The organism is Methylomagnum ishizawai (assembly GCF_019670005.1).
Taxonomy (GTDB): domain Bacteria; phylum Pseudomonadota; class Gammaproteobacteria; order Methylococcales; family Methylococcaceae; genus Methylomagnum; species Methylomagnum ishizawai.
This window is the reverse complement of the sequence record NZ_AP019783.1, coordinates 136,564-161,548: the sequence shown is the minus strand read 5'-3', so window position 1 is coordinate 161,548 and position 24,985 is coordinate 136,564. Positions and strand designations below refer to the sequence as shown.

19 protein-coding genes and 2 pseudogenes are annotated in these 24,985 nt (G+C 65.8%); 14 read left to right on the top strand and 7 right to left on the bottom strand.

Going from position 1 to position 24,985, the window contains the following annotated elements; all coding sequences use genetic code 11:
• Positions 1 to 211: 211 nt before the first annotated feature.
• Positions 212 to 1,399 (bottom strand): tetratricopeptide repeat protein, encoded by a 1,188-nt coding sequence (locus K5658_RS00700; RefSeq protein ID WP_221065080.1) that lies wholly within the window; start codon positions 1,397 to 1,399, stop codon positions 212 to 214.
• Between the two features lie 204 nt (positions 1,400 to 1,603).
• Between K5658_RS00700 and K5658_RS00695 the strand changes: the two genes are divergently transcribed.
• A complete protein-coding gene (locus tag K5658_RS00695; protein WP_221065079.1) occupies positions 1,604 to 2,509 on the top strand; it encodes an ROK family protein in 906 nt (301 codons plus the stop codon).
• A 27-nt stretch (positions 2,510 to 2,536) separates the two neighbouring features.
• Here the strand turns inward: K5658_RS00695 and K5658_RS00690 are convergent, their stop codons facing one another.
• Together K5658_RS00690 and K5658_RS00685 are read right to left on the bottom strand one after the other, a co-directional pair.
• Positions 2,537 to 3,424 (bottom strand): pirin family protein, encoded by an 888-nt coding sequence (locus K5658_RS00690; protein WP_221065078.1) that lies wholly within the window; start codon positions 3,422 to 3,424, stop codon positions 2,537 to 2,539.
• A gap of 33 nt (positions 3,425 to 3,457) precedes the next feature.
• Positions 3,458 to 4,528, bottom strand: a complete 1,071-nt coding sequence (locus tag K5658_RS00685) for an alkene reductase (RefSeq protein ID WP_221065077.1) — start codon at positions 4,526 to 4,528, stop codon at positions 3,458 to 3,460.
• 166 nt (positions 4,529 to 4,694) lie between these two features.
• Between K5658_RS00685 and K5658_RS00680 the strand changes: the two genes are divergently transcribed.
• The 8 genes from K5658_RS00680 (at position 4,695) to metK (ending at position 18,017) form a co-directional block, all read left to right on the top strand.
• Positions 4,695 to 5,603, top strand: a complete 909-nt coding sequence (locus K5658_RS00680) for a LysR family transcriptional regulator (RefSeq protein ID WP_221065076.1) — start codon at positions 4,695 to 4,697, stop codon at positions 5,601 to 5,603.
• A 244-nt stretch (positions 5,604 to 5,847) separates the two neighbouring features.
• The gene (locus tag K5658_RS00675) at positions 5,848 to 6,732 is read left to right on the top strand and encodes an HDOD domain-containing protein (protein ID WP_221065075.1); all 885 of its coding nucleotides are present in this window, start codon (positions 5,848 to 5,850) and stop codon (positions 6,730 to 6,732) included.
• Between the two features lie 30 nt (positions 6,733 to 6,762).
• The gene (locus K5658_RS00670) at positions 6,763 to 7,566 is read left to right on the top strand and encodes a TIGR01458 family HAD-type hydrolase (protein ID WP_221065074.1); all 804 of its coding nucleotides are present in this window, start codon (positions 6,763 to 6,765) and stop codon (positions 7,564 to 7,566) included.
• Positions 7,567 to 7,800: 234 nt separating this feature from the next.
• Positions 7,801 to 8,832, top strand: coding sequence for a uroporphyrinogen decarboxylase family protein (locus tag K5658_RS00665; RefSeq protein ID WP_221065073.1), 1,032 nt, complete (start codon positions 7,801 to 7,803; stop codon positions 8,830 to 8,832).
• Entirely contained in the window at positions 8,829 to 12,128 is a 3,300-nt protein-coding gene (locus tag K5658_RS00660; RefSeq protein WP_221065072.1) for an AMP-binding protein, read from the top strand. Before K5658_RS00665 ends, K5658_RS00660 begins: the two co-directional genes overlap by 4 nt.
• Positions 12,129 to 12,251: 123 nt before the next feature.
• Positions 12,252 to 13,547, top strand: coding sequence for a guanine deaminase (guaD, locus tag K5658_RS00655; protein ID WP_221065071.1), 1,296 nt, complete (start codon positions 12,252 to 12,254; stop codon positions 13,545 to 13,547).
• Positions 13,548 to 13,637: 90 nt separating this feature from the next.
• A complete protein-coding gene (locus K5658_RS00650) occupies positions 13,638 to 16,808 on the top strand; it encodes a cation-translocating P-type ATPase (RefSeq protein ID WP_221065070.1) in 3,171 nt (1,056 codons plus the stop codon).
• A gap of 21 nt (positions 16,809 to 16,829) precedes the next feature.
• Entirely contained in the window at positions 16,830 to 18,017 is a 1,188-nt protein-coding gene (gene metK, locus K5658_RS00645) for a methionine adenosyltransferase (protein WP_221065069.1), read from the top strand.
• A gap of 157 nt (positions 18,018 to 18,174) precedes the next feature.
• On the opposite strand, the gene K5658_RS00640 is transcribed toward metK, so the two are convergent.
• Together K5658_RS00640 and K5658_RS00635 are read right to left on the bottom strand one after the other, a co-directional pair.
• The gene (locus tag K5658_RS00640; RefSeq protein WP_221065068.1) at positions 18,175 to 18,474 is read right to left on the bottom strand and encodes a helix-turn-helix domain-containing protein; all 300 of its coding nucleotides are present in this window, start codon (positions 18,472 to 18,474) and stop codon (positions 18,175 to 18,177) included.
• A complete protein-coding gene (locus K5658_RS00635; protein ID WP_246628535.1) occupies positions 18,452 to 18,790 on the bottom strand; it encodes a type II toxin-antitoxin system RelE/ParE family toxin in 339 nt (112 codons plus the stop codon). Before K5658_RS00635 ends, K5658_RS00640 begins: the two co-directional genes overlap by 23 nt.
• Before the next feature lie 379 nt (positions 18,791 to 19,169).
• Here K5658_RS00635 and K5658_RS24100 point away from each other — a divergent pair.
• The 3 genes and pseudogenes from K5658_RS24100 to K5658_RS00620 all read left to right on the top strand — a co-directional run.
• Positions 19,170 to 19,934, top strand: a pseudogene (locus K5658_RS24100) (Kelch repeat-containing protein); the annotation flags it as partial.
• Positions 19,935 to 19,975: 41 nt separating this feature from the next.
• A pseudogene (locus K5658_RS24095) lies at positions 19,976 to 20,563 on the top strand (CARDB domain-containing protein); the annotation flags it as partial.
• 96 nt (positions 20,564 to 20,659) lie between these two features.
• On the top strand, positions 20,660 to 20,995 hold the full coding sequence (locus tag K5658_RS00620) for a CARDB domain-containing protein (protein ID WP_221065065.1): 336 nt from the start codon (positions 20,660 to 20,662) through the stop codon (positions 20,993 to 20,995).
• A 69-nt stretch (positions 20,996 to 21,064) separates the two neighbouring features.
• On the opposite strand, the gene K5658_RS00615 is transcribed toward K5658_RS00620, so the two are convergent.
• Positions 21,065 to 21,640, bottom strand: coding sequence for an HD domain-containing protein (locus K5658_RS00615; RefSeq protein ID WP_221065064.1), 576 nt, complete (start codon positions 21,638 to 21,640; stop codon positions 21,065 to 21,067).
• 264 nt (positions 21,641 to 21,904) lie between these two features.
• On the opposite strand from K5658_RS00615, the gene K5658_RS00610 reads away from it, so the two are divergent.
• Positions 21,905 to 22,771 (top strand): aldo/keto reductase, encoded by an 867-nt coding sequence (locus K5658_RS00610; RefSeq protein WP_221065063.1) that lies wholly within the window; start codon positions 21,905 to 21,907, stop codon positions 22,769 to 22,771.
• Positions 22,772 to 22,854: 83 nt separating this feature from the next.
• Positions 22,855 to 24,015 carry an alkaline phosphatase family protein gene (locus tag K5658_RS00605; protein WP_221065062.1) on the top strand — a complete coding sequence of 387 codons (1,161 nt, stop codon included), beginning with the start codon at positions 22,855 to 22,857 and terminating at the stop codon, positions 24,013 to 24,015.
• A gap of 29 nt (positions 24,016 to 24,044) precedes the next feature.
• On the opposite strand, the gene K5658_RS00600 is transcribed toward K5658_RS00605, so the two are convergent.
• A complete protein-coding gene (locus K5658_RS00600) occupies positions 24,045 to 24,887 on the bottom strand; it encodes an MlaA family lipoprotein (RefSeq protein ID WP_221065061.1) in 843 nt (280 codons plus the stop codon).
• Positions 24,888 to 24,985 lie beyond the last annotated feature (98 nt).

The window sequence follows — 24,985 nt, the reverse complement described above, 5'->3', positions numbered from 1 at the left end:
GAGTCTTTTACAAAGAAGGCTCGGCGGTGGGGAGAGCGTGCCCGGCGGATGGCTGGGCGCGTTTGCGGCACATCGCCGCCCTGGGTTCGGGAGCCCAGGGCGGCGGAATCTCCCGTATGGCAATACCGGAAACATGCCAATGGCTTGGGCGCAAGGCGGCCATGGGTGGGGTCGGGGCGGTGGGAATGCCCGCCCGGCGGGGGATATCGGATTATCGCAGGAGATTGTCGAATAGATGCTTCAGCTCGCCGGAAGCGAGCGTTCCGGCGCGCTCTTCCGGGCCGGCCTGGGCGATGCGCAACAGGTGCTTGCCTGTTTCCGGTCCCGCTGGGTTGGCGAACAAGGCGAGATGGGTCCGCGCCGATTCGACGCGGTCCAGGGCCAGCGCGGCGGCGCCGGCCAGGAGGTTGCAGTCGGTCCAACTGGGGTGCGCCGGGGCCACGAGGCTGATATGGTCGTAGGCGGTCTGGTAGTCGCCATCCCGGAACGCGCTCAAGGCCCGGTAGAACAAAGCCTCCGCATGGTCCGGCTGTTGGGCCAGGAAGGCGTCCAGCAGGGCATTGGCCGGGGCGCGTTGGTCCAGGGCGATCTGCGCCCGCGCCAGTTCGACCGTATGGGCCGCCTTGCCCCCGGACCACTGCCGTTCCAAGTCCACCAGGCGCTCGAACCACGCCTTCGAGCGGCCATAGTCCCGGTCGCGATAGGCCGCGTCCCCGGCCAGGCCCAGGAATTCCATATCGTCCGGGAAGCGTTCGAGGGCCAGGGCCAGGGTCTGCGCGGCCTCGGCCCAGCGTTGTTGGTCCAATTCGGCGCGTCCCAGGCGTCTTTGGCTTTCGCGCTCGGACGGGGTGGCGGCGGCGAGTTCGCGGAACACGGCCAGCGCCTGCGCGGGGTCGTCTTGCTGGGCGGTCCGCATGATCAAGCGCCAGCGCTCCACTTCGGGATCGTCCGGTGGCAGTGTCTTGACGAGCTTTTGCGCGGCGTCGTAGTTGTCCACGCCGAGCTGGGCGCGGATCAGCCGCCGCAGCGCGTTGGCTTTCACGCCCATGTCCGCGCCCAGGCGCACGCTCCGGTCCAGGTAGGGCAGCGCTTCCGCCGTGAGTCCCGCTTTTTGATAGATCATGCCGAGGCGGCTGTCGATTTCGGCCTCGGTGCCGGGGTGGGTGGCGCGGGCCGCTTTGAGCAGGGCGACGGCCTTGGGGGCTTGTTCGGGCCGCCACAGGGCGTCGGCCTGGTTGAGGATGGACGCGACCGGGGTGGCCTCCTCTTGGCCGCTGTTGAGCAGCACGGTGGCGACCACGATGGCCGTCAGCACCAGGAAGAAGCCCAATATCCAAATCAGCCCGGTGGTCCCGGGCGGGTGGGCGGTTCTAACGCGGCGATGGGAACGGGATGGCATGGGGGCTTCGGGGGTGGCATGGGGGGTGGGAACCTGGGAAGGGCCGGAGCGCCGCGCGGGCGGCTTATTTTATCCCGCGGCCAAGGCTTGGGCGGAATGGCTTGTATCCCTGTGTATCCCAAAATTTGCAGTGGGACACGGCGGTGCCGAAGCGGGTATCCTCGGCGCTCCCTCCTACACATCCCGACTTCCCTGGAAGAGCCTATGTCCAAGCATTCCCTACGTTTCGGTATCGACCTTGGCGGCACCAAGATCGAACTCATCGCCCTGGCCCCGGACGGCGCGGAACTTTGGCGTCGCCGCAAGCCCACGCCCCAGGGCGATTATCAAGGCACGTTGCGGGCCATCGCCGACCTGGTGGCGGAGGCCGAGCGGGCGCTGTCCGCCGAGGGCACGGTGGGTATCGGCACGCCGGGGGCATTGTCCCGCGCCAGCGGGCGGCTCAAGAATTCCAATTCGGCCTGCCTGAACGGCCAACCCATCGTCGAGGATTTGGAACGGCTGTTGGGGAAGCCCGTGCGGATCGCCAACGACGCCGATTGCTTCGCCCTGTCGGAGGCCACCGACGGCGCGGCGGCGGGGGCGGAAGTGGTGTTCGGGGTGATCCTGGGGACCGGCGTGGGCGGCGGGATCGTTGTGCGGGGCCGGCCCTTGAACGGTCCCAACGCCATCGCCGGGGAATGGGGGCACAACCCCTTGCCCTGGCCCACGGCGGAGGAGTTGCCGGGACCGGCCTGTTATTGCGGGCGGCGGGGCTGTATCGAGACCTTCCTGTCGGGACCGGGCTTGGCCCGCGATTACGAACGGCACGCGGGCGCGGCCCTGGCCGGGCCGGAGATCGTGGCGCGGGCGGCGGCGGGCGATGTGGCTTGCGAAGCCGCCCTGCTGCGCTACGAGGAGCGGCTGGCGCGGGCCTTGGCCCATGTCATCAACCTCCTGGACCCGGACGCGGTGGTCTTGGGCGGGGGCTTGTCGAATTGCGCCCGGCTCTATGCCAACGTGCCCAAGCTGTGGGGGCGCCATGTGTTCTCGGACCGGGTCGATACCCGCTTGGTCGCGCCGCGCCACGGCGATTCCAGCGGGGTGCGCGGCGCGGCGTGGTTGTGGTGAGGTGGCTGGCGGCGGGGGCCTCCTGGCTCAAGCCGCGGTTCCGAGCCGCCCCGAGCGGAAATCGCGCAGGGCTTGCTCGATCTCGGCCTGGGTGTTCATCACGAAAGGACCGTACTGGACGATGGGTTCGCCCAGGGGTTGCCCGGCGACCAGCAATACCCGGCTGTCCCGCGCCGCCTCGATGACGACGCCATCGGCGGTCGCGCTATTGGCGAAGATCGCCAACTGTCCCGCCGGGACCGCGCCGCCCCCGACCGCGACCTCGCCCCGGTAGGTGTAGAGGAAGGCGTTGGCGGCGGCGGGCAGGCTTTGGGCGTGGCGGCTGCCGGCGGGCAAATGCAGGTCGAGGATCAAAGGCTCCGTGACCTCGCGCCGCACCGCGCCCGCCACGCCCTGGCTTTCCCCGGCGATGACCCGCACGGTCACGCCATCGGCGGTGGTGAACTGGGGAATCGCGGCGTTGGGGAAATCCCGGTACCAGGGTTCGGCCAGCTTGTCCCGCGCCGGGAGGTTGAGCCAAAGCTGGAAGCCTTCCATCGCGCCCTGTTCCTGCTCGGGCATCTCGGAATGGATCACGCCCCGGCCCGCCGTCATCCACTGCACCCCGCCGTTTTCCAGCAAGCCTTCGTGGCCCGCGCTGTCGCGGTGGCGCATACGCCCGGCGATCATGTAGGTGATGGTCTCGAAGCCCCGGTGCGGATGGTCGGGGAAACCGGCGATGTAATCCTCGGGCCGGTCGGTGCCGAAGGCGTCCAGCATCAGGAAGGGGTCGAGCCGCCGGTGCAGGGCGCGGTCCACCACGCGGACCAGTTTCACGCCCGCGCCGTCGGAAGTGGCTTGGCCGGCGATGCGCTGTTCGATCTGGCGGGAGCGTTGGACCGTATCGGCGGTGATGGGATGGTGGGTGGTAGCCATGGTGTCCTCCATTGCGTTGCGTGGCTGTGGGTTTCAGGCGGCGAGGGTCGGGTAATCGGTATAGCCCTGCCCGCCCGGCGTGTAGAAGGTGGAACGGTCCGGCTCGGCCAGCGCCGCCCCCGACCGGAAGCGCTCCGGCAAATCGGGGTTGGCGATGAACAGGCTCCCGAACACGGCGGCATCGGCCTTGCCTTCGTTCAAAAGGGCCGTGGCCGTGGCCTGGGTCAGGCCGCCGCCCACCAGATAGGGGCCGGGGAACAGGGGCCGCAACAGGCCGTGATAATCCACCGGCGTGCCGAACAGGGCGACATGCAGATAGGCCAGGCCCAGGCCCGCCAGTTGTTCGACCAGGTGGGTGTAGGTTTCTCGCGGCGTGTCGTCGGCGATATCGTTGAAATTCATCTCGGGCGAGAGCTTGATGCCCACCCGCCCGGCCCCGGCCACGCCGGCCATGGCTTCCAGGAGTTCCAACACGAACCGCGCCCGCCGCCCGATATCGCCGCCGTAGGCGTCGTCGCGCCGGTTGGTTTTCGAGGACAGGAATTGCTCGGGCAGATAGCCCGAGGCGGCGTGCAATTCCACCCCGTCGAACCCGGCCCGCAGGGCGTTCCGGGTGGCGCTCTGGTATTCCTCGATCAGGCCGGGGATTTCCGCCAAGTCCAGGGCGCGGGGCGTGACATGGGGTTGCATCCCGGCATCGGTGTAGGACTGGCCTTCCGGGCGCACCGCCGAGGGCGCGACCGGCGTGGCCCCGTCCGGCAGGAAGCTGGGATCGGAGATGCGGCCCGCGTGCATGATCTGCATGAAGATCGTGCCGCCCGCCGCGTGGACCGTATCGGTCACCCGATGCCAAGCCTCGACCTGGGCTTCCGAGTGGATGCCGGGCGTGCGCACATAGCCCTTGCCCATGGGCGAAGGGAAGGTGCCTTCGGTGATGATGAGTCCCGCCGAGGCGCGTTGGCCGTAATACAGCGGGGCCAGCGCCCCCGGCACGCCGGCGTCGTCGGCGCGGCTGCGGGTCATCGGGGCCATGACGATGCGGTTGCGCAGGACGGTCGATCCCAGGGCGAGGCTATCGAAAAGCGGATTACTGGAAAGGCTCATGGTTCGGTCCTCGGGGTGGTTGGCGCTGGGTGGCGCCCGGTTATGGCGTGACTGTTCTATTTTTTTGAATGAGGCTGCGGTTTAATCCGCAGTTGGGAACAATGCTATAGACCCGGTTGCGCCATGGATAGCGAAATTTTCCGGCTGATTCATTCAGGATTTTTGCATGACCAAGCTCAGCCTCGACGCCCTCGAAGTGTTGGAAGCCATCGACCGGCGCGGCAGTTTCGCGCAGGCGGCGGAAGAATTGTTCCGGGTGCCCTCGGCCCTCACCTACACCGTCCGCAAGCTGGAAGAAGACCTGGGCGTCGAGGTGTTCGACCGACGCGGCCACCGCGCCAAGCTGACCGCCGCCGGACGCGAATTGCTGGAACAAGGCCGGCCTTTGCTGGTGGCGGCGGCGGCCTTGGAGGCGCGGGTGAAGCGGGTGGCGCAGGGCTGGGAACCGGAATTGCGCATCGCCCACGACGATATCCTGCCGACGGAAGGCTTGTTCCCCTTCGTCGAGCGCTTCTACCGGCTCGGTTCCGGCACCCGGCTACGGATCGCCACCGAGGTGCTGGGCGGCGGCTGGGACGCCTTGCTCTCGGACCGGGCCGACCTCGTCGTCGGCACCCCCTGCGAAGGTCCGGCGGGCGGCGGCTACGCGGTGAAAACCCTGGGCAGCCATGAATTCGTGTTCGCGGTGGCCCCGCACCATCCCTTGGCCGCGGCCCCGGAACCCTTGGCTTCGTGCGCTATCCAGGCCCACCGGGCGGTGGCGGTGGCCGATAGTTCGCGCAACCTGCCGCCGCGCAGCACGGGGCTCTTGTCGGGCCAGGATATCCTCACGGTGCCGACCCTCAGGGCCAAGCTCCTGGCCCAGGAGCTTGGCCTGGGCGTGGGCTATCTGCCGCTGGGCCTCGCGGCGGACGCCCTCGCCGCCGGGCGCTTGCTGGCGAAAGCCGTGGCCGCGCCCAAGCCCGCCGGTCCTTTTTGCATGGCCTGGAAAGCCGGGCCGCGCGGGCGGGCGCTGGCGTGGTGGGTGGAGGCGCTGTCGGCGGCGGAAGCCGGGGCGTGGTGGCAACCCGGATAAGCCCGCCCCGCGGGAAGATTTCCGAGCGTGGCGCTGGGAATTCGCCGATCCTGGCTTTCCAGCGCTAACGCCCGCCATAGAGGCGGCTACACTTTGCATGACCGTTCCATGGCGTGGCGCGAAACCGACGACCGCGTGGCGTTCCCGGCGCCGATGCCAAGAACGGCGGCTTCCGGGAAGCCCGCCGGGCCGGTCGGCCCGCCCTGGACGGCCCGGTGTTCGGAATGGATGGATGGCCCACCCCATGAGTAGTCAGCCCCGCACGGCGATGAGCGCCCTCACGCTCGCTAACGAAATCAAAACCCTGTTTTCCCTGCCCGAGGCGGTGTTCAAGCTCGGCCAGCTGTTGAATTCGCCCTATGTCACCAATGGCGAGATCGGCGAAGTCATCATCAGCGACCCGGCCTTGACGGCACGGGTGCTGCAACTGGCCAACAGCGGGCTGATGGATTCCCCGGCCAAGATCGAGACCGTGTCCGGGGCCATCGCCCTGATCGGCCGCGAAGCCCTGCGCAACCTCTTGGTCGCCACCACCGTGACCAACCGTTTCCAGGGCATCCCGCCCGAGCTGATCGACATGGAGCGGTTCTGGCTCAACAGCGTGGCCTGCGGGGTGATCGCCCGTTCCCTGGCCTTCCGCTGCCGGGTGTTCGATAGCGAACCCTTGTTCGTGGCCGGCCTGTTGCACAAGGTGGGGCGCTTGGCGTTCTATTCGGGGCGGGCCGATTTGTACCGCCAGGTCCTGGCCCAGCACGACAGCAGCGAGGAGGGGCTGAACCAAGCCGAGTTCAGTGTGTTCGGTTTCACCCATGCCGAACTCGGGGCCGAGCTGTTGCGGCTGTGGGGCTTGCCCGAGCGTTTGCAGGCCGCCGTGGCGTTTTATCTGGCGCCGAACATGGCCCCGTGCTATCGCAAGAGCGCCGCCCTGATCCATGTCGCCAGTGCCCTGGCCTCCAATATCGAGCCTTCGGTCTCGCCGGACGAGGCCATCTATGGCGATAGCGTGTGCTTCGAGAAGGGCGCTTGGAACCTGTTGGGGCTGCCTTTACACGTCATCCCCCCCATCCTCGACGAGGCCTGGATACAGGCCTTCGAAATCTTTGAGATACTGCGGCCCAATCCCGTGTGACCGCTTCCCAGATTCCCCGGAGCTTCCGCCATGGACCCCATATCCAGCGCCGCGCCGCGGCTTGTCGCTCCCAAAGGCTTGCTCATCGATCTGGACGGCGTGTTGTACGTCGGCCAGAACCCCATCGAGGGCGCGGCGGAAAGCCTCGCCCGCCTCCGCGCCGGAGGTCTCGCCCTCCGCTTCGCCACCAACACCAGCACGCTGTCCCTGGCTTCCCTGCACCGGAAGCTGCTGGGCCTGGGGCTGGACATCGACGCCGGCGAAATCATCAGCGCCCCGCAAGCGGCCCGGCTGTACCTGGAAAGCCTGGGCCGGCCCCGTTGCGCCCTGTTGCTGGCCGGGGACGTGAAAAGCGATTTCGCCGCCGTGGAGGAGGTGGATATTGAAAGCGCCGATTATTTGGTGCTGGGCGATATCGGCCCGGCCTGGGACCACGGGTTGTTGAACCGGCTGTTCAACCGTTTGATGCTGGGGGCCAAGCTGGTCGCCATCCACCGCAACCGGTTTTGGCAGACCGAGGCGGGGCTTTGCATGGATATCGGCGGCTTGGTGGCGGCGCTGGAATATTGCACCGGCCACCGCGCCCTGGTGATGGGCAAACCCGCGGCGGATTTCTTCCGGGTGGCGTTGCGGGAGATGGGCTTGGCGGCGGACGAGGTCGCCATGGTCGGCGACGATATCGATGTGGATGTGGGCGGCGGGCAGGCGGCGGGCTTGGCGGGGATTTTGGTGCGGACCGGCAAGTACCGGGAAGCCTATGTGCGGGCTTCGGCGGTGCGGCCCGATGTCGTCGTCGATTCGGTGCGGGAGTTGCCGGGGTTCTTGGGGCTATAAGCGCCATTGGTAGGTTGCTTGCGTGGTGGGTTGATCCACGCGCCTTGATCCGCCTGGGGGTCGCGCTGTTTTCGGTGCGATTGCCTTGCTCTTGCAGGATCGATAGCTGGAGCTATCTTAAAAACCCAGGGCGGGCCAATATCGGCCTGTCGGCGGACGAACGGCCGGAGAGGACGGATGGCAACGGGCATCCCCTTTCCGTATTTGATATGCGCTTGCCCCCTTTCCAGTTCCATGCCCAGAAAATTGGCCTATCGGGAGTTATTAATGGCGACCTTGGCGGGGGACGCCCTGCCGGTCACGCCGGTTTCGCTCTGGCTTCACCATCCCGGACTCGACCAGGATGGCGAAACCCTGGGACGCGCCAGCGTCGAATTCCAACGCGCTTTCGATCTCGATTTCAGCAAAATCACCCCGGCTTCCACCTATCAGGTCCGCGATTATGGATTGACCGATACCTGGGACGGCGACCATTTCGGGCGGCGCACGGTGGTGGGCCGGGTCGTCGCCCAGGCCGATGATTTATGGGCGCTGCCCGATTTGAATCCCCAGGCCGGTTTCGTGGGTGGATTGCTCCGCGCCGCCGTGGTGACCCGGCGGAGCCTGCCCCGCGCCATCCCGGTGCTGATGACGGTATTCAATCCGGTGTTCCAGCTTGGCCTGCTGGCGGGCGCGGAATTATTCGCGGCCTTGTTGCGGGATTTCCCGGCCCAGGTCCGGGCCGGCCTGGGCCAGATTACCGCCAATACCCTCCGCTTGATCGCGGCCTTGGTCGATACCGGCATCGATGGCATTTATTTCGCCACCCAACATGCCCAGCCGACAGGACTGTCCCTCGCCGACTACCGGGAATATGCGTTGCCCGGCGACCGGGCCTGTCTGGCCGCCGCCGCCGCGCTGCCCTGCAATGTGCTGCATGTGCATGGCGCGGCGGTTTATACCGATTTGCTCGGGGACTGGGCGGGCTTGCCCGTGGCCATCCTCCATTACGATACCCAAGCCGACAATCCGCCGCCGGCCTTCCTGACGCGGTGCTGGCCGGGCGGGATCAGCACCGGCCTGTCCCATACCCACGCCGTGTTCGCCGAAAGCGCGGCCCGGGTGGCGGCGGCGACCGGACGCTTGCTGGCCGAGTGCCGGGGGCCGCGATTCGTGCTGGGTGCGGGTTGTGCCTTGCCCTTGGTGGCGGGTACCGCGCAGATCGCCGCTATCGTGGATGCGGCGCGCTCGCCCAGCCCGGCCGTTTGGAGGGCGACGACGCCATGAACGGGGTTTTGCCACTGGATCACGGTGGGCCGACCGACCGGCCTTTCGAACCATTCGCGCCCGAAGCCATCGAGCAATCGGTGCCGACCCGTTTCGCCACCATCGCCCGCCGTTATGCCGACCGTCCGGCTTTGCTCGACCGGCAGCGCCGGTTCAGTTATGGCGAGGTGTGGGAATCCGTTGGACGCTTGGCCTTGAGGCTGGCCGGGGCCGGGCTGGTTCCGGGCGCGCCGGTCGGTATCCTGCTCGGCCATGACGCGCTGTTTCCCATCGCGATGTTGGGGGTGTTGCGGGCCGGCTGTGGCTATGTGCCGCTCGATGCCGGGTTTCCGGCGGAGCGCAACCGCCTGATCCTGGCCCAGGCGGGCATCGCCGCCCTGGTCACGGATCAAGCCCATTGGGCCCAGGCCGCCGGGTTGCTGGCACCGGAGTTGCCGCTGTTGGTCATGGACGATGCGGGGGTGGCCGCGCCGGATTGCGCCCTGCCGGAAGCCACCCCGGATAGCCTCGCCTATATCCTCTACACTTCCGGCACCACTGCCGCGCCCAAGGGCGTGTTCCAGAACCACCGCAACCTATTGCACGATGTCATGCAATACACCAACGCGGTCCACCTGGGCGCGGACGACCGGTTGACCCAGTGCTATTCGCCCAGTGTGAACGGTGCCATCCGCGATATTTATGGTGCCTTGCTCAATGGCGCGTCCTTGCACATCCTGCCGCCGGGGGAGGGCGTGGACCTGGCCGGGTTCGTCCGGAAGCGGCGCATCACGATCTACCATTCCGTGCCGGTGGTGTTCCGCCATCTGGTCCGCGACCTGGACCCCGGCCAGGGTTTCGACGAAGTCAGGATCGTCTATATCGCCGGCGACCGTCTGGATGGCGGCGACGTGGCCGCGTTCAAGCGGCATTTCCCCCTGGGGGGTTGGCTGTACACCGGCATCGGCGCCACCGAGGCCGCGACCCTCTACCGCCACCGCTTTATCGGCCATGCCACGCCCATCGAACCGGAGCGGGTGCCGGTCGGCCACGCCATCCCCGACCGTGAAATGCTGCTGCTGGGGCCGGAAGGCGATCCCGTCGCCACGGGTGAAATCGGCGAAATCCATGTGGAAAGCCGCCATATCGCCCTGGGTTATTGGAACGCCCCGGCATTGACCGCCGAACGCTTCGTCCCGCACCCGCGGGACCCCGGTGTCCGCCGCTACCGTACCGGCGACCTGGGACGGCTGCGGCCCGATGGTTTGTTGGAGTTCCTGGGCCGCGCCGACCACCAGTTGAAAATCCAGGGCCACCGGGTCGAACCCGCCGCTATCGAGGCCATTTTGAAAACCCATCCGGGTGTGGCCGAGGTGGCGGTCTTGGGCCGTCCCACGCCGGGTAGCGGGGAACCACGCTTGGTCGGCTATTGGACTGCTGCCACAGCCCCCGATGCCGGACCCGATGCCGCCACCCTGAAAGCCTTCCTGCGGGAACGCTTGCCGCCCTACATGGTGCCGGTCCGGCTGGCCCGGATCGAGGCGCTGCCCCTGCTGCCCAATTTCAAAATCGACCGCGCCGCCCTGGCCCAACTGGACCCGCCCGCCCCGCCGGAAACCGTCTTGCCGACCACCCCGCTGGGCTGGAGCCTCAAACGGCTGTGGGAAAACCTGCTGGGGTTGGACGCCATCGGCATGGACGACGATTTTTTCGAACTGGGCGGGAATTCGTTGCTGGCGTTCACCCTAGTCACCCGGATCACCCAGGCGTTGGGCCGGGAACTGCCGTTGGTGGCCTTGTTCGAGCATCCGACCCTGGCCCGGCTCGCCCGCCATCTGGAACAGTCCGCGCCCCGCGTGGCGGGAGGCTTGGAACCTTTACGGGCGGAAGGCCGGTTGCCGCCTTTGTTTTTCGCCTATGGTGTGCTCGGTCAGAGCCTCTATGCCCGTCCACTGCTGCCTTATCTCGACACCGACCGGCCAGTCTATGGCTTCAAGGCGCGGGGTTTCGGCGACGGCCTCGTTCCAGACGAAACCTTGGAAGCCATGGCCGCTTATTGTCTTGGGCAGATACGTGGCCTTCAGCCGACGGGACCGTACCATCTGGCGGGCTATTCGTTCGGCGGGCGGCTGGCGTTCGAGATCGCCCGCCAATTGCGCCTTCAGGGTCAAGACGTAGCTTTCCTCGGCATTATCGATGCCAATGCCCCGCCTCCTTTGCCCGGTCCCCCACCCGTTCATGGGCAAAATGATTCCACCGGTCGCAACCGGGTCGCCGCCAGGAACCGCGCCGCTTCCCAGCGCTATCCGGCCCATAGCTATCCGGGTACCGCAGTGTTGTTTTTAAGCCACGACTGGCCGGAGGAACGCTATGTCCTGCCCGATGCGGGCTGGGCGGGCTTGGTCCAGGGCGGCGTGCGGTACCATGTTCTCGCTTGCGCGCATCTCGATCTGGTACGAGAGCCTTGGGCAGCCCAGTTGGGTGGTTTGCTCGACCGTTGCCTGCGGGAAGGCGCGGACGGCGGGGAAACATGGGCGGGCGGCGATCCGCGTTGGCCGGAGCTGTGGCGGGAAGCTGCCGAACTCCGGCGGCGGGGCGATATCGCTGGCGAAATCGCCGCCTACCGACGGGTATTGGCGTTGGGACAGGCACCGTCGGCTTGGGTCTATCGCGACCTGTATCTGGCGTTGCGGGCGGTGGGCGATCCCGGAGCCGACCGGTTCGACAACGAGGCCCCCATTCACCTCGCACAGCACGCGCCCGCGCTGTACCTGCTTGGCAAAACGGCGATGCAAGAGGGCGATCTAGTCCTGGCCGGGCGCTGCCTGGAACAGGCTATCGCCCTCGATCCCGACCAGCCGCTGGTTCGCGGACAACTCGTCCGCTTGCGACTCCGGCAGGGCCGGGCGGCGGAGGCGGACGAGCATCTGAATGGGTTGGCCGGGTTCACCCTGGGACGCTCCACCCAATTGCACCGCTGGATTGCCAGGTTATTACTAGACTGCGGCCATCTGGAGGGCGCGGAACGCCATTTCCGCCACTTGGCCGGATTGGAGCCGCAAAACCCCCGACCCCAAGCCGTGCTGGGCTGGACCCTGATCCGGCGGGGCTGTTGGATCGAAGCGGAGGAATGCTATGGCCGGGCCATCGCGCTCGATGCCAACTTCCCTGAGGCACACAATGGGCTCGGTCATGCGCTACGCCCCCAAGGCCGGATCGACGAGGCCATTGCCGCCGTACGGCGGGCCGTAGAACTTGCGCCTGGGCAAAGCCAGTTCCAGACACATCTGGAGGTGTTGTTACGCCAGCGCGGTTGATCCTGGTGTCGGCGTACGCCATGGCCTGGGGCTGACGCTGGGGCAAGATCATTGGGGGAAAGGAAACCCACGGCATCCACCCGCTATAAAATGCCCCCTCCGTTTCCCATCGGAGGTTCCCCCATGAACGCCACCACCCTGCACACCGGCACGCTCGCCCACCTCCGCGGCGATCCTTTCGCCCAACCCGATGCCTTGGAAATCATCCCCGACGGCGCGTTGGCCGTGGACGCCCAGGGCCATATCGCCGCCTACGGTCCCCGCCCCGAATTGCTGGCCCGCTTCCCGGAGGCCCGCCGCATCGACCACGGCCCGGATTGGCTGATTCCCGGCCTGGTCGATGGCCATATCCATTTCCCGCAGTTCTACGCCACCGCCGCCCCCGGCGGGCAATTGCTGGATTGGCTGGAGCGCTCGGTGTTCCCGGCGGAAGCGGCCTTCCAGGATGTGGATTTCGCCACGGCGACCGCCGGGCGCTTCGTCGCCAAGCTGCTGGCCGCGGGCACCACCACCGCCTTGGTGTTCGGCTCGCAGTATTACCCGGCCAACGCCGCCTTGTTCGCGGCGGCGAAGCGTTCAGGCCTGCGCCTCATCGCCGGGATGACCCTGATGGACCGCAACGGTCCGCCGGTCCTGTTGCAAACCCTCGACCAAGCCGTGGACGGCATGGCCAAGCTGATGGCCCTGTGTGAAGGCGAACCGCGCCTCCACTACGCCATCACCCCGCGCTGGCCCATGGCTTGCACCGAAACCCTGCTCGGGATTTGCGGCGAACTCCTGCGCGACCAGCCCACCGCCTATCTCCAAGCCCATATCAACGAGAACCACGGCGAAATCGCGGCGGTGGCCTCCGGCTTCCCGGACAGCCGCGATTACCTGGATGTTTACGACCGCTACGGGTTGGTCGGGCCGCGCACGGTGCTGGCCCACAGCCTCCATTCCAGCGCGCGGGAACTGGACCGCATGGCCGGGGCGGGCTGCGCGGTCTGCCATTGCCCGACCAGTAATCTATATTTGGGCAGCGGCTTGTTTCCGCTCTTGCGCCATGTCGAACGCGGCATCCCGGTCATAATGGGCACCGATATCGGCGCGGGCACGGAATTCTCGCTTTGGCGGGAACTGGCCGAGACTTATAAGGTGCAGCAACTGCAAGGCTTGGGGCTGGACGCGGCGCGGCTGCTCTATCTCGGCACCCTGGGCGGGGCCAAGGCCCTGTGGCTGGACCATGCCACCGGCAATTTCGCGCCCGGCAAGGACGCCGATTTCTTCGCGCTGGCCGTTGGCGACGACGCCTATCTCGCGGCCCGGCTGGCGCGTTGCGACAGTTGGGAACAGCGCTTGTTCTGCCTGCTCCATCTCGCGGGTCCGGCCCAGGTCCGGGCCACCTACGTACAAGGACGGATTGTCACGGTTTTTTAACCTCGTAGGGTTAAAATCGTGCGGTTATCCGTCCGCTTTGGAAAACCCCGGCGGGCGGTCCCGCCCTTTCGAGCCTCCATAGAGCCGCCGATGAACGATTCCCTCAATCCCAGCCGTGTTCCCGCCCAGGCCGCAACCCCGGTCGATGCGGTGCTGGTCACTTTGGTCCACTACGGGGCGCATGGACGGATGCGCGTCAAGGTCAAAGGGCTTTATCGCTCCGAGGCGATGCGCCACGCCCTGGAAGGGCTGGTGGCGACCCATGCCATTTTTGTTTCCATCCAGGCCAATCCGGTCACGGGCAGCGCGGTGGTGCATTTCCAGCCCGGACTCGCCCTGGCCGGGTTGGTGGAAGAACTGGAAGCCTGCGTCCGTGCGCATTGGCGCGGCGGCGCGGTCCGGCCCGCCGCCGAGCGGGTGGCTCCGGCGGAACCCGTTGCCTCCGCCCAGCGTCCCGCCACCGGGCAGCGCCCAGGTTTCGGCCTGCGCTTGCCCCGCTGGCGGCGCGGTCCGGCCCGGCCGTCCCAAACCCAGCGCCCGGTGGATTTGGCCACGGTCGAAGCCCCGCCGCGCCAGACGTGGCACGCGGCGGAAGGCGATATCGTACTGGACGCACTGGAAACCCACCGCGAAGGCTTGCCCGAGGCCCACGCCCTGGTGCGCCTGGACCGCTACGGTCCCAACGTCCTCGGCGAACAGAAGCCGCGCTCGGCTTGGTCGATGATCTCGGGGCAATTGCTGAATCCGCCGGTGGCCTTGCTGGGCTTGTCGGCGGCGGTGTCGGTGGCGACCGGCGGCGTGGCCGATGCCCTGGTGATTTTGGGCGTGGTGTTGATCAACGCCGCCATCGGCTATTCCACCGAAAGCGCGGCGGAAAAAATCATCGGCAGCCTGGGCACCATGACCCCCACCCACGCCAAGGTGGTCCGCGCCGGTCAGCGCCGGGAGATCGTGGTCGAGAACGTGGTGCCCGGCGATATCCTGGTGCTGGAACCCGGCACCTACATCCCCGCCGACGCCCGCTTGCTGTCCAGCAACCGCCTGACCGTGGACGAATCGGCCCTGACCGGCGAAAGCCTGCCGGTGGGCAAGCATCACGGCTTGGTGGTGGCCGAGGATACGCCCCTGGCCGACCGCAAGAACATGGTGCATCGTGGCACCGTGGTCACGGGCGGCAGCGGTTTGGCGGTGGCGGTTTCGACCGGGCGGCATACCGAGATCGGCGTGATCCAATCCCTGGTCGGCGAGGTCAAGACCCCGGATACCCCCTTGCAACGCCAATTGGACCGGATGGGCACCCAACTCGCGGTGCTGTCGGGGGCGATTTGCGCCGGGATGTTCGGGATGGGCCTGGCGCGGGGCTTCGGCTTCCTGCAAATGCTGAAATCCTCGATTTCGCTGGCGGTGGCGGCGGTGCCGGAGGGCTTGCCCGCCGTGGCGACCACCACCCTGGCGCTCGGCATCCGCCAGATGCGCGAGAAAAAGGTGCTGGTGCGGCAATTGCCCGCCGTGGAAGGCTTGGGTTCGATCCAAACCCTCTGCCTCGACAAGACCGGCACCTTGACCGAGAACCGGATGCGGGCCGTGGGCGTGGAATTGTTCGAGCATTCGGTGACGTTCGGGACCGACGGCTTCCTCGCCAACGACGAGCCCATCGCGCCTTTGGAACGCAGCGACCTCAAGTTATTGCTGGACATGGTGACCCTGTGCAGCGAGGTCAAATTCATCGACCGGGGCGATAGCGTGGGTCTGGAGGGCTCGCCCACCGAATCGGCCTTGATCGAAATCGCCCTGGCGGCGGGGGCCGATGTGAAGGCCATCCGCGAGGCCCATCCGCTGGTCAAGACCCTGCACCGCGCCGAAGACCGGCCCTATATGGTCACGGTCCACACCGGCACCAACACCGGGGCCGAACACCTCATCGCTGTGAAAGGTAGCCCCGCCGATGTGTTGGAACTCTGCACCCATCGTTGCCTGCCCGATGGTTCCCAGGTCGAACTCGACGACGAGCAGCGCTCCACCATCCTGCATTGCAACGAACGGCTGGCCGGGGAGGCGTTGCGCGTCCTGGGCGTGGCCTACGGCCATTCCGCCGACACTTCGACCGCCGCCGTGACCCAAAACCTGGTCTGGCTCGGCCTCGGCAGCATGGAAGACACCATCCGCCCCGGCATGGCCGAACTGATGGCGCAATTCCACTCCGCCGGCATCGACACCGTGATGATTACCGGCGACCAAAGCACCACGGCTTTTTCCGTCGGCAAGCGCCTGGGACTCAGCGGCGACAAGCCGCTGGAAATCGTCGATTCGGCCAGCCTGGAAAAGCTGGAACCGGAGCTTTTGTCCGGCATCGTCAACGACACCACGGTGTTCGCCCGCGTCAGCCCAGCGCACAAGCTCAGGATCGTGCAATCCTTGCAGAAGGCTGGAAGGGTGGTGGCGATGACCGGCGACGGCATCAACGACGGCCCGGCCCTCAAGGCCGCCGATGTCGGCGTGGCCCTGGGCGAGCGCGGTACCGAGGTCGCCCGCTCGGTGGCCGACGTGGTGTTGGAGGACGACAACCTCCATACCATGATCACCGCTGTGGAGCAGGGCCGCACCATCTACGCCAATATCCGCAAAAGCCTCAGGTTCCTGCTGTCCAGCAACCTGGGCGAGATCGAGATGATGCTGATCGGCACCGCCATCGGCGCGGGCGAGGTGCTGAACCCGATCCAATTGCTGTGGATCAACCTCGTCACCGACATCCTGCCCGGCTTGGCCCTGGCGCTGGAACCGCCGGAACAGGACGTCCTCAAGCAACCGCCCCGCGACCCCGCCGAACCCATCATCCGCAAGGACGACGCCCTGCGCCTGGTGCGCGAGTCCTTGGCCCTGACCGGGGGCGCGATGAGCGTCTATGCCTACAGCCTGCTGCGCTATGGTGGCCTCACCGCCAACGCCGGCACCAATGCCTTCATGACCGTGACCCTGGCGCAATTGCTCCATGCCATCAGCTGCCGTTCGGAAAAGACCGGCGTGTTCCATCCGGGCGAACGGCCCAAGAACCGCTATCTGACCTATGCTGTCGGCGGGTCGATCCTGTTGCAGATCGCGGCGGCTTATATTCCGCCGCTACGCGCCCTGCTGCGGCTCGCGCCCATCGGTCCGGTCGATTGGCTCGCCATCGGGGCCGGGGCGACCTTGCCCTTCGTGGTCAACGAGGGTATCAAGCGGCTCCAGCACCCGCCGGAACCCGCGTCGGATTTTGGGAAATAACAACGAGATTGAGGTGCTGCGATGAGAAAGAGCTTCCTGTTCACTTCCGAATCGGTCGCCGAGGGCCATCCCGACCGGGTCTGCGACACCATCGCCGACGCCATCGTCGATAGGTTCTTGCAACAAGACCCCTATTCCCATGTCGTCACCGAATGCGCCCTGTCCAAGGGCTTGGTGTTCGTGGCGGCGCGGTTCGCCTCCAAGGCCACGGTGGATATCCCGGAATTGGCGCGGCAGGTGGTGGGCGAGGTCGGCTACCGCAAGGAGGGCTTCAACGCCTCGGAATGCACCGTGGTCACCAGCCTCACCGCGCAACCCCTGGAACAGCGCTACGCCTGGGACGAGCGGCAATTGAGCGACAAGGAACTCGACCGCATCGAGGTCCGCAACCAAACCACCCAGTTCGGTTTCGCCTGCAACCAGACCCCGGAGTTCATGCCCTTGCCCATCGCCATGGCCAACCGGCTGGCGCGGCAACTGCGCACGGCGCGGGAATCCAAAGCCATCCCCTATCTCTCGCCGGATTGCACCACCCAGGTCGGCGTGGAATTCGTGGAGGGCGTGCCCCAGCGCATCCACAGCATCACCCTGATCGTGGGCCAGCAAGGCAAGGTCCAGGTCGAACCGGCCAATCTCAGGAACGATTTGCTCAAGCATGTGGTGGGGCCGGTGTTCGCGGGCATCGCGGTCAAGCCGGACGAGGCCACCGATGTGTTCGTCAACCCCCGCGGCGGTTTCGCCAAGAGCGGCCCGGTGGCCCATTCCGGCATGACCGGGCGCAAGACCGCCAGCGACACCTACGGCGGCTATGCCCGCCACGCGGGTTCGGCGCTGTCGGGCAAGGACCCCTGCCGCATGGATCGGGTGGGGGCTTACGCCGCCCGCTACGCGGCCAAGAACGTGGTGGCGGCGGGTTTGGCGGAGGAATGCGAGGTGCAACTGAGCTATACCATCGGCCAGGCCCGGCCCGTGAGCATCGAGGTCCGCACCTTCGGCACCGGCACCGTGGCCGAGGATTTGATCGAAAGCCGCCTGGCCGAGTGTATCGATTTCCGGCTCGGGGCCATCATCCGCGATTTCGACCTGCGCCATTTGCCCTCGAAGCACAAGGGCGGTTTTTACGCCCGCTTGCCGGTGAATGGGCATTTCGGGGCTTCGTTCACCGAACTGCCGTGGGAGAAGCTGGACAAGGCGCAGCAATTGCGCTGATTGGAGATTGATCCGCGTGGCCCGGATTCCGTTTCGGCGTATCCGGGCTATTTGTTTCCGAAGCATCCCGCCGAGCTTCCGCTCATCGACCCCCAAAGTCCACCGCCCGGATCGGACAGGGTGGAACCCGGGAACCTAGGCTTGCCCGCCAGTAGGGTTACCGACAAGAACTCCGCAAGGCTGCAACTGCCGCTTGTGGATTGGCGGAAACGATCTTCAACAAGGCCCGCGCCGGTCCTGTGGGGCAGACGCACTTGCGTTCCCAGTTCCGCAGGGTACGGGGCGTGACGCCGATCAAGTAGGCGAATTCGGGCAGGGAGAGCCGGGTAGCCGCGCGGATGGCTCCGACATCGGGTTCGGGGTATTCAAACACCTGTCCGGTTTGGGTTTCGCCCCGGTGGTGGGCACCCATCCACTGGATACCGGCTAGCAGTTCATCGAATAGTTTTTCGTCCATCGTCGAGTTCCCGGTGAATGGCTTCGGCCAAGCGTTTGGCTTGGGTCGGGGTTAGATTGTCTTGTACGTTCTTGGGGTAGGCAAGCAGCAGGTAGAGGCGGCTGGTGCGGGTCCACCAATAGTAGATGATCCGTGCGCCACCCTGTTTGCCGCGTCCCGCGAGGGACCAGCGGATTTTCCGCAAGCCGCCGGTACCGGGGATGAGGTCGCCGCGTTCCGGGTTTTCCACCAAGGCGTTTTGCAGGGCGCGATAGTCTTCGTCGTCCATCAGCTCGCCGATGGTTTTGGTGAAGCCGGGATATTCGATGATGACCATGGCGCGATGGGGGACGTTGGATGGGTGGGGGCAAGCGGTGGGTCGCACCATATATGATGGCATGCGGCCATTGATCCGGGCCACAGTTCCGTAGCCCGGATGGAGCGCAACGGAATCCGGGAGTCGCGTCGCGCCTCCAAACGCCCGGATTTCGCCATGTTTCATCTGAACCGACTGTTGTCAAATCCATCCGCACAAAAAAGTTGTTCTGTTTTCCGGTAAATGGCCGGAAAACCGGAAAACAGTTGTAATTTTCCCGGCACAATAGTTTGAATTTCTGTTAGATTTATTGTGCGTCGGCGTGGCGGAAACTGGACAGGCTAGCGGCTCTGGGCCATGTCACGCTTCTTTTCTTCCTCTTTCCGATTGGAGCGACATCATGCGCAGAGACAAAGTGGGTTTGCGTTGCGCCGTCTGGCTGTTCGCGGCTTGGGCGGTGGTTTTCTTGGGGGCGGCGCGGGCTGCGGGTTGGTCGTGGACTGGGGCCATGCCTAAGGCACGGTATTTTCACACTGACACTTTGCTATCCAACGGCAAAGTCCTAGTCGCAGGAGGGTATGATATCGGAGGTTCCCTTACCAGCGCGGCGCTGTACGATCCGTCCACCGGAACTTGGGCCACTACTGGCTTCATGTCCGATGCGCGGGTTTACCATACCGCCACTCTGCTGTCTAACGGCAAAGTCCTGGTCGTGGGAGGCTCTAATAACGGTGCCAAAATTTTTCTTAATAATGCAACGCTGTACGATCCAACTACCGGAACTTGGTCCATTACTGGCTCCATGCCTGATGCCCGGGTAGGTCATACCGCTACCCTGCTGCCCAACGGTAAAGTTCTGGTTGTCGGCGGATTTAACTATTTAGTTACTCTTACTAGCGCGGTGCTGTACGATCCGTCTACTGGAACCTGGACTGCCACCAACCCCATGCCCGACCCGCGAGAAGGCCATACAGCCACCCTGCTACCCAACGGCAAAGTCCTGGTCGCAGGGGGCTTTAACGGTACAGCCGATATTTCTAAAGCGGCGCTGTACGATCCGTCCACCGGAACTTGGGCCACTACTGGCTCCATGCCCGGTGCGCGGGACACCCATACCGCGACCTTGCTCTCCAATGGCGAGGTACTGATCGTAGGGGGGCAACATTATTCCAATAACACTTTTCAAAGCCTCTCGCTACCGCAGCGCTGTACGATCCGTCTACTGGAACCTGGACTGCCACCAAACCCATACCCGATCCGCGAGTTAGCCATACAGCCACCCTGCTACCCAGCGGCAAAGTCCTGGTCGCAGGGGGCTCTAACGGTGCGGCCTATATTTCTAAAGCGGCGCTGTACGATCCGTCTACTGGAACCTGGACTGCCACCACTTCGACTCTCACGACACTTTGTTGTCATACCGCCACGCTGCTCTCTAACGGCAAAGTTCTCGCAGCAGGCGGGTACAATGCTGGAAGCGCTTTAGCCGCCACCGAACTCTACACTCCCGATATCGTTGATCCCAACGGCCCCAACTTCGCCGTCACCGCCATCGCCCTCAACCCCACTTCGCCCCTCCTCAACACCGCCTACACCGCCACGGTCACGGTCAAGAACCAAGGCAACACCGCCGCCGACGGTGGCACCCTGCTGGCCTGGGCCAACCAAGCCAAAGCCCAAGTTTGCGGCGCGACCGCCGACCAATCCGCCCCCATCGGCACCCTGGCTGCGGGTGCCAGCAAAACCCTGACCTTCCGTGGATTCCAAGCCACCCAGGCGGGCACGTTCACCTTCCGCGCCTTCGCCGACGGCCTGTGCGCCACCCCCGAAATCGACGAGACCAACAACCAGCGCACCCTGGCCTATCGCGTCCACGGCGACCTGCCCGATTTCGTGGTCAGCGCCATCACGCTCAACCCGGCCAATCCCAAGGCCAATCAAGCCTTCACCGCCAGCGTGACCGTCACCAACCAAGGCACGGCGGCGGGCGACGCGGGCTATCTCGACGCCTGGGCCAACCGACCCAAAGCCCAAGCCTGCGGCGCGGAAGGCGACGCCTGGGCCGGTATCGGCTCCTTGGCGGCGGGCGCGTCCAAAACCGTCAAGCTCAGCCTGATCGCGGGCACCGCCGGGGCCAAGACCTTCCGGGCCTTCGCCAATAGCTGGTGCGAAACCGGGGAAGCCAACGAAACCAACAACCAGACGACCCAAACCTATACCGTGCAATAACCCCAACCCACACCAAACAGAAAAGGCCGCGTCAGCGGCCTTTTCCTGATCTTCGGAAGCTGCGGATGCTTAGGCGTCCCGGTCCCGTGGCCGCTTGGCATACTCCGCGTCGAAGGCCGCTTCCAAGGCCGGGTTGATCCCGCGCAACCCATCCACCACCGCCTTGGCCCAATCGAAATAATCCTGCTTGCGCGACAGCCGCCAGCCCGCCGGGGGACGGTGGCTGAGGTCGCGCAGGTTGGCGATCTTGTCGGCGATCTTGACCAGCTTGGCCCGCTCCGACGCCTTGGGCGCGTGCTGGACCTGTAGCCGCTTGCGTTCCGCCGCCGGCAGGCTGGTGTCGTCCGACACCTCCAGCACCACGCTGGTCACTTCCCTCCCGAATTCGGCTTCCAGTTCTTCCCAAGTGGTCGCGGTATCCTCGATGGTGTCGTGCAGCAGGGCCGCGAACAGCACCACCGCGTCCCCGACCCCGCCCTCGTTGGCGAGGATGTTGGCGACGGTGAGCGGGTGGTTGATATAGGGCGAGGCTTCGGCGTCCTTGCGGCGCTGGTTTTTATGGCGCTCGGCGGCGAACAGGGCCACGCGGAGCAGGTCGGCGGCGCTGGTGGGTAGGGGGGATTCGGCAGGGGGATGGGGGTCCATGGCGCGGGTTCCGGTCGGCTGGATGGGAGTGTTTTGCTGGGTAATTTAACATCCAGGGCGGTCCGGCGGGGCGCTTTTTAGGCGGGCCGCGGCGGTCGGGGGCCGGGCTTGGGATGGGGGCCGGGCCGGTTTTGGGCGCGGCGCGGTCTTGGCGAGGTTTGCGATTCCCAAGGCCGGGATTCTTGATCTGGCTCAAACAATGCTATGATCCGGCACTTCAAGAAATTCACCGTTTATCGATTCTGGCATTCGGAGGGAAAAGCCATGTACAGGGAAATCAATGGAACCGGTTGGCGCATACCCCCCATCGGCCTGGGCGCGATGCCCTTGTCGATCCAGGGCAGGCCGGACCCCGGCCAGGCTTTCGAGGTGATCCGCACCTTCCTGGACGCGGGCGGCGGCTTGATCGATACCGCCAACGTGTATTGCCTGGACGATGCCGATATCGGCCATAACGAGCGCTTGATCGCCCAGGCGCTGGATTACTTCGGGCGGCGCGGACTCGCCTTGGTCGCCACCAAGGGCGGACTCAGGCGGCCCCAGGGCGATTGGGTGGTGGACGGGGATCCCGCCTTCCTGCGCCGCTCCTGCGAGCAAAGCCTGCAAGCCCTGGGCGTGGAGCGCATCGCGCTCTACCAACTGCACGCGGTCGATACCCGGCTCGGCTTGCTGCCCTCCCTGGAAGCCCTGGTCCGGCTCAAGGAAGAAGGCAAGATCGAGCATATCGGCCTGTCCAATGTCGACCGCGCCCTGCTGGAACAGGCGTTGGCGCATACGCCCATCGCCTCGGTGCAGAACCGCTGCAATCCCTTCGAGCAGCACGATTTCGCCTCGGGCTTGGTGGATTTCTGCCGGGAACGCCAGATCGCCTATCTGCCGCACAGCCCGGTGGGCGGCCATCGCGGCCATCAGCGCCTGGGGCAAAACGCCTTGTTCGGCCAGCTCGCCGGGAAGTACGGGGCCAGCCCTTATCAAATCGCCCTGGCCTGGTTCCTGGCCAAGGGCGAACACATCCTGCCGATCCCCGGCGCGAGCCGGCCCGCCAGCATCGCCGACAGCCTGCGCGCCCCGTCCCTCCGCCTGGACGCCGCAGACGTGTCCGCCATCGACCGGCTGCGGGAGGCGGCTTGAGGAACGCGCGCCCCGGGATTGCTTCCCGGAGCCGATCCGATCACACGCCCGGAAGGCGTATACGATAACAACGGGAAAACACCATGGTATTGCCGGACTACGCGGGCGGAAGCATCGTCAACCTGATGGCGAGCCTGATCCAGGGCTTGGGTGGGGCGGGCACGGGCTACGTGCCCTTGTCGATCCTGGGGCCCCAGGAAGTCGCCGACTACCGGCAGGTCGTGCTGCTGGTAGTCGATGGCCTGGGCTGCGATTTCCTGGCCCGCCGCGCCCGGCGCAACCGGCTCGGCGGGCTGGTGCGCGGCACCTTGACCTCGGTGTTCCCTTCCACCACCGCCGCCGCCATCACCACGTTCCTGACCGGGGTCGCCCCGCAACAACATGGGCTGACCGGCTGGCATATGTATTTCCGCGAACTGGGCGCGGTCATCGCGGTGCTGCCCGGCACGCCGCGCTATGGCGGCGTGGCGCTGTCCCAGGCGGGCGTGGACGCCAACAAGCTGTTCGACCACTTGCCCGTCTTCGACCGGGTGCCGGTGCCGGGCTATGTGGCCGCGCCGCGCCGGATCATCCATTCCGATTTCAACCTGGCGCACCGGGGCAAGGCCGATCTGCGGCCCTACGACGGGCAGGAGGATTTCTTCCTGACCCTGGCCCATACCCTGCGCAAAGCCCCGGACCGCAAGTTCGTCTACGCCTATTGGCCGGAGCTGGACCGGATTTCCCACGAGGCGGGCACGCTCAGCGCCGAGGCCGATTGGCATTTCGCCGGGTTCGAGGAGGGTTTCCTCAGGTTCCTGGACTATATCAAGGGCACCGGCACCCTGGTCCTGGTCACGGCGGACCATGGTTTCATCGATGTTCCCGAGGACCGGCGCGTCCGCCTCGACGACCATCCCGCCCTGGCCGCTTGCCTGGCGCTGCCCTTGTGCGGGGAACAGCGGGTGGCGTATTGCTATGTGAAGCCGGAGCGCTGCGGCGATTTCGAGGGCTATGTCCGCACCGAACTGGGCCATTGCGCGGACTTACTGCCTAGCGCCGAATTGATCGGGCGGGGTTATTTCGGGCTGGGGACGCCGCATCCCGCCCTCCGGGACCGGATCGGCGATTACACGCTGGTGATGAAGGAGGACTACGTCATCAAGGATTGGCTGCCGGGCGAACACCGCCACGAGCATATCGGGATGCACGGCGGCGTCAGCGCGGCGGAGATGCGGGTGCCTTTGATCGTGGCGGCGGCGTAGGGGCGGGCTGCGAGCCCGCCCCGGCGGGGTCATTTCCCGGCGGTTTCGGCGGGTTGCTGTTCCGTCGGCATGGGGGCGGCCACCGAGGGCGGTGGGGTGGAGCCGCCCGAATCCAGTCCTTCCAGCTCCAAATCCATTTCCTTTTCCAAATCCTCGTCCATCGGCGGATTGCCGTCGTAGATCAGGTATTTGCGCTGTTGGAAATAGGCGTTGCGCATGAATTCGTAGCGGTCCACCGAGGCTTCGTCCATGATCTTGGTGGCGCTCAGCAAATCCGCCCGCATGTCCGTGGTCTTGAGGACGCCCGATCCCCAGGGGATACCCACCGGGTTGATCCAGTTGATCGGGTTCGACATGGTGTCCCCGGCCACGCCGACCACGCCGCGCGGGGTGCTGGGACCGATGAAGGGCAGCACCAGGTACGGTCCCGAGGGGATGCCCCAGGCGCCCAGGGTCTGGTCCAGGTCCTCGTTGTGCTTGGGCATCGAGAGGTGTTTGGCGACATCGACGAAGCCGCCCAGCCCCAAGGTGGTGTTGACCACCAGGCGCCCGACATCCTGGCCGGTTTGCAGTAGCTTGAATTGCAACAGATCGTTGCCGATGACCGCCACATCGTCCACATTGCTGAAGAAGTTGGTGACGCCTTGATCGACTATCGAAGGGGTGATGTATTGGTAGCCACGGGCCACCGGCTTCATCATGTAGTCGTCGAGCTTGTCGTTGAAGCTTTGGACTTCCCGGTTCCAGCCCTCCCAAGGGTCGCGGGGATCGCTCTGGGGGGAGGTTCCGGTGCTGGCGCAACCGGCGAGGCTGGCGGCTAGCGCGAACCCGAGGCTACGCCGGGCGCGGCTTGGATGGCGACTTATTTTCATTGTTTGGTAAGCCCTTGCTCGGAAATCTGGCGGAAGTTTACCGGCTTGGCCGCTGGGCGGGAACTTCGGCGCGGCGTTAAACTTTAAACCCGGGTGGA